Origin of the sequence: Saccharomonospora halophila 8 (genome assembly GCF_000383775.1) — a bacterium.
In the GTDB taxonomy this organism is placed as follows: Bacteria; Actinomycetota; Actinomycetes; order Mycobacteriales; family Pseudonocardiaceae; genus Saccharomonospora; species Saccharomonospora halophila.
On record NZ_KB912518.1, the window covers coordinates 39459 to 44791 of the forward strand.

At 72.5% G+C, this 5333-nt stretch carries 4 protein-coding genes; all 4 read left to right on the forward strand.

Features of this window, described 5'->3' with window-relative positions; translation table 11 throughout:
- Positions 1-172 precede the first annotated feature (172 nt).
- The gene (locus SACHA_RS0107670) at positions 173-1576 is read left to right on the forward strand and encodes an MFS transporter (RefSeq protein ID WP_019808515.1); all 1404 of its coding nucleotides are present in this window, start codon (positions 173-175) and stop codon (positions 1574-1576) included.
- A 116-nt stretch (positions 1577-1692) separates the two neighbouring features.
- Positions 1693-4209 carry a nitrite reductase large subunit NirB gene (gene nirB / locus SACHA_RS0107675; RefSeq protein ID WP_019808516.1) on the forward strand — a complete coding sequence of 839 codons (2517 nt, stop codon included), beginning with the start codon at positions 1693-1695 and terminating at the stop codon, positions 4207-4209.
- Positions 4206-4628: a nitrite reductase small subunit NirD gene (gene nirD / locus SACHA_RS0107680; RefSeq protein WP_019808517.1), complete on the forward strand. Its 423-nt coding sequence runs from the start codon at positions 4206-4208 to the stop codon at positions 4626-4628. Before nirB ends, nirD begins: the two co-directional genes overlap by 4 nt.
- The coding region (locus SACHA_RS0107685) for a uroporphyrinogen-III synthase (protein ID WP_019808518.1) at positions 4625-5333 on the forward strand (709 nt) is incomplete at its 3' end. The genes nirD and SACHA_RS0107685, both read left to right, overlap by 4 nt.

Genomic DNA, 5333 nt, shown 5'->3' on the forward strand with positions numbered 1-5333 from the left:
CCGACTGGCTGGCGGACACGGCCTGACCCCGGGCGGGGTGCTCACCGGGTGTGGGAGCCGCGGTGCGGAGGACGTTGCACGGGTGCCACCCGCCGACCGCCCCGCGGAAACCCTCCGGCGCGACGCTGGCTCCCGACCGTTCCGTCATCCGCACACGGCAAGGGAGACGCCCATGGCCCTCGCACCCGGGACCGCGACGACGACACCGACACCGGAGTCCTTCCGCTGGCGCGGACGATGGCTGGACCACTGGGAGCCGGAGGACCCGGGGTTCTGGCGGCGCACCGGCCGGGCCACCGCGTGGAAGAACCTGGTGTTCTCGGTCTTCGCCGAGCACCTCGGGTTCAGTGTGTGGACGCTGATGAGCATCGTGGTGGTCCACCTCGACTCCGTGGGGTACGACTTCGGCGTCGGGCGGACGTTCTGGCTGCTCATCGTCCCGAACCTGGTCGGTGCGGCGCTACGGATGCCGTACACGTTCGCGGTCCCGGTCCTCGGCGGGCGGGCGTGGACGACCCTGTCCTCGGCGGTGCTGCTGATCCCGTGCCTGATGCTGGCGCACGCCGTCACGAACCCGGGCACGCCGTACTGGTTCTTCCTGCTCACCGCGGCGGCGATGGGGTTGGGCGGCGGGAACTTCTCCTCGTCGATGGCCAACATCTCGTTCTTCTTCCCGGAACACCGCAAGGGGTTGGCGCTCGGGTTGAACGCGGCGGGCGGCAACCTCGGCGTGGCCGTCTCGCAGCTGGTCGTGCCGGTGGTGATCGGTCTCGGCACCGGGATCAACCTGGCCTACGCGGCGCTGATGTGGATGCCCGTGGTGATCGTGGCGGCCACCTGCGCGTGGGCGTTCATGGACAGTGTCACCGCGGCCAGGCCGGACGGGAACTCCTACCGCTCGGCGTTGCGAAACCGGCACACCTGGGTGATGTCGGGGCTCTACATCGGCACGTTCGGGTCGTTCATCGGCTTCTCCTTCGCCTTCCCGACGCTGATCTCGATGAGCTTCACCGACCACGGCGAGTACGTGTCGCTGGCGTTCCTCGGAGCCGCGATCGGGGCGGTCACCCGGCCGTTGGGCGGGTGGCTTTCCGACCGCATCGGGGGTGCCCGGGTGACGCTGTGGACCTTCGTCGCGCTGGTACTCGGCGCACTGGGCGTGCTGGCCGGGGTGTCCCGCGACGACTTCCCGTTGTTCTTCGGCGCGTTCGTGGCCCTGTTCGTGCTCACCGGCATCGGTAACGGGTCGACCTACCGGATGATCCCGGTCATCTTCGCCGCCGAGGCCGAGCGCGCGGCCGGGAACAGCGGCACCGATCCGGCGGTGGTGGCCGCCTCCGCCCGGCGGCAGGCGGGGGCCGTCGTCGGTGTGTGCGGGGCGGTCGGCGCCTTCGGGGGTGTGCTGATCAACCTCGTGTTCCGGTTCTCCCTCGACGACGCGGGTGCGGGCATCGGTCCGGCACTGTTGGTGCTCGTGGCCTTCTACGTCGGCTGCCTGGCCGCCACCTGGTGGTTCTATCTGCGCAGGCGGTTCGCCGTCGACCGCGAGCCCGGTCTCGCCCACGCGCGGGTGTGAGCACCGTGGCCGGGAGCGGGTGGGAGGAAGCGGAAACACCGCCGCAACGCCGCGGAATCGGCCCGGACACCGCTGCCGGTGAGCATGGTCCACAGCCGTCGCTACGGAGGTTGCCGATGAGTCGAACGCTGGTCGTCGTCGGACACGGCATGGTCGCCCACCGGCTGGTGCAGGCCGTGCGGTCCGCCGACACCGACGGGTCGTGGCGGATCGTCGTGTTCGGCGAGGAGCGTCGTCCCGCCTACGACCGGGTCGATCTCACGTCGTACGTGGCCGATCGGGACGCGGACGCGCTCGCGCTGCCGGGGGCCGACTACCCCGGCGACGACGCGGTCACGCTGCGGCTCGGGGATCCGGTCGTCGCGGTGGACCGGGCGGGCCGATGCGTGCGCACCGCCGCGGGCGTGGTCGAGCACTACGACGCGCTCGTGCTGGCGACCGGGTCCCGCCCGTTCGTGCCCCCGGTGCCGGGGCACGACCTTCCCGGGTGTCTCGTGTACCGCACGATCGACGACCTGGACGCGCTCTCCGACGCCGTCGCCCGCGCCCGCGCCGGTGTGGGCAGGCCGTCGGCCGCGGTCGTCGGCGGAGGACTGCTCGGGCTGGAGGCGGCGAAGGCGCTGCGCGACCTGGGGCTGTCCCCGCACGTGGTGGAGCGGGCGCCCCGGCTGATGCCGGTGCAGGTGGACGAGGGTGGCGGCGCGGTGCTGCACCGGCTGATCACCGACCTGGGCGTGACCGTGCACACCGGAACGTCCACCGAGGTGATCGAGCCGGACGGGAACCGGTTGCGGACCCGCCTCGGCAACGGCACCGAGCTCGACATCGACCTGCTGGTGTTCTCCGCGGGGATCCGGCCCCGGGACGAACTGGCCCGGGACTGCGGTCTGGAACTCGGGCCGCGGGGCGGTGTGCTGGTGGACACCTCCTGCCGCACGAGCGACCCGGGTGTGTTCGCGGTCGGCGAGTGCGCGGCCGTCGAGGGCCGGGTGTACGGGCTCGTCGCCCCCGGCTACGCGATGGCCGACGCGGTCGCCGCCACCCTCCTGGGCGAGCGGGCGGAGTTCACCGGGGCGGACACCGCCACCAAGCTCAAGCTGATGGGCGTGGACGTGGCCGCCTTCGGCGACGCCCACGCCACCTCCGAGGGCGCACTGGAGGTGGCCGTCGCCGACGCGGTCGCGGGCACCTACCGGAAGCTGGTGGTCTCCGACGACGCCCGCACCCTGCTCGGCGGGGTGCTGGTGGGGGATGCGAGCGAGTACACCTCCCTGCGCGGCCTGGTCGGCTCGGAACTGCCGGACGAACCCGCCGCCCTGCTGGCCCCGGAGGGCGGGGGTGCGTCGGTCGGCGTGGGCTCGCTGGCCGGCCACGCCCAGGTGTGCTCCTGCAACGCCGTCACGAAGGGCATGCTCACCCGCGCGATCATCGACGACGGGTGCGACAGTGTGGCCGCGCTGAAGGCGTCCACCCGGGCGGGCACTTCCTGCGGCTCGTGCCTGCCGATGCTGGGCACGCTGCTGTCGGCGTGCGGGGTGGAGCAGTCCCGGGCGTTGTGCGAGCACTTCGACCGGTCCCGCGCCGAGCTGTTCGAGATCGTGCGCGCCACCCGGATCGGCACCTTCAGCGAACTGATCGCCACCTACGGCCGGGGCCGGGGGTGCGCGGTGTGCAAACCCACGGTGGCCTCCATTCTGGCGACCCTCGGTCACGGACACATCCTCGCCGGCGAGCGGGCGGGCCTGCAGGACACCAACGACCACTTCCTGGCCAACATGCAGCGCAACGGCACCTACTCGGTCGTACCCCGGGTGCCGGGCGGGGAGATCACCCCGGAGAAGCTGATCGTGCTCGGCGAGGTGGCCCGCGAGTTCGGCCTCTACACCAAGATCACCGGAGGGCAGCGGGTCGACCTGCTCGGCGCCCGGGTCGAACAGCTGCCCGCGATCTGGCGACGGCTGGTCGACGCCGGGTTCGAGTCCGGCCACGCCTACGGCAAGGCGCTGCGCACCGTGAAGTCCTGCGTCGGCACCAGCTGGTGCCGCTACGGCCAGCAGGACAGCGTCGGCCTGGCGGTGGAGCTGGAACTGCGGTACCGGGGGTTGCGCTCGCCGCACAAGCTCAAGGCGGGGGTGTCCGGCTGCGCCCGGGAATGCGCGGAGGCGCGGAGCAAGGACGTCGGCATCATCGCGACGGAGAGCGGATGGAACCTGTACGTCGGGGGTAACGGCGGGGCGCTGCCCCGGCACGCCGAGCTGCTCGTGTCCGATGTGGACACGGAGACGCTGGTGCGGATCGTGGACCGGTTCCTGATGTTCTACGTCCGCACCGCCGACCGGCTGCAGCGCACCGCGGCGTGGCTGGAGGAGCTGGACGGCGGGCTCGATCACCTGCGCGCGGTGGTCGTCGACGACGAACTCGGCATCGGCGCCGAACTGGAACAGGCGATGGCCGAGCACGTCGCCGGCTACACCGACGAGTGGAAGGACGTGCTGGACGACCCGGACAAGCTCGCCCGGTTCACCAGCTTCGTCAACGCCCCCGGCGTCGGTGACCCGACCGTGGCGTTCGAGGTGGAACGCGAGCAGAACGTTCCCGTGCTCCTGCCGACCCCGGAGGTGCCGCAGCGATGACCACGCCCGGATGGACCACGCCCGGACAGACCACGCCCGGACAGAGCACGACCGGGGTGGCTCCCGGTTCGGCCCGGCCGGAGTCGGACACGACCGGATGGGTGCCCGTGTGCCGGCTCGCGGACGTGCCCCGTGCCGACGGGGTGGCCGCCTTGCTCGACGGGGACGTACAGGTGGCGATCTTCCGCACCGACGACGACACCCTGCACGGACTGTCCAATGTCGATCCATTCAGCGGCGCCGCCGTGCTGTCCCGGGGAATCGTGGGTGAGCACGAGGGCGTGCCCGTGGTGGCCTCGCCCGTGTACAAGCAGCGGTTCGACCTGCGCACCGGTGTCTGCCTGGATGACCTTTCGGTGCGGGTGCCGACCCACCCGGTGCGCCTCGTCGACGGCGTCGTCCACGTCGCCGCGCCATGACCGGCGTCGGGGACCTCGCCGGGTTCACCGTCGGCGTCACCGCCGCCAGACGGGCGGACGAACTGGGCTCGCTGTTCGTGCGGCGGGGCGCGACGGTGCGCTACGGACCCGCGATCCGCATCGTGCCACTGTCCGACGACACGGAACTGCTGCGCGCCACCACCGCGCTGCTCGACGCCCCGGTGGACGTGGTCGTGGCCACCACGGGCATCGGCCTGCGCGGGTGGATCGAGGCGGCCGAGAGCTGGGGACTCGGCCGCGTGCTGCGGGAAAGGCTCTCGGCCGCCTCGGTGCTCGCCCGGGGGCCCAAGGTGACCGGCGCGGTGCGGGCGGCGGGGTTGTGTGAGAGCTACGCACCGGATTCGGCCCGCAACGCCGAGCTGCTGCGGCACCTGCTCGACGGGGGCGTGGCGGGGACGCGGATCGCGGTGCAGCTGCACGGGCAGCCGCAGCGCGACTTCGTCGACACCCTGCGCCGCTCCGGGGCCGAGGTGGTGGAGATTCCGGTGTACCGCTGGGTCGGCCCGGTCGATCCCGGGCCGCTCGACCGAGTCCTCGATGGCGTGCTCGACGGCACGGTGGACGCCCTGACGTTCACCAGCGCCCCGGCGGCGGCGAGCACGCTGGAGCGCGCGGACCGTACCGGCAGGCACGCGGCGCTGGTGCGGGAGCTGACCCGCCGGGTGGTGGTGGGCTGCGTCGGCC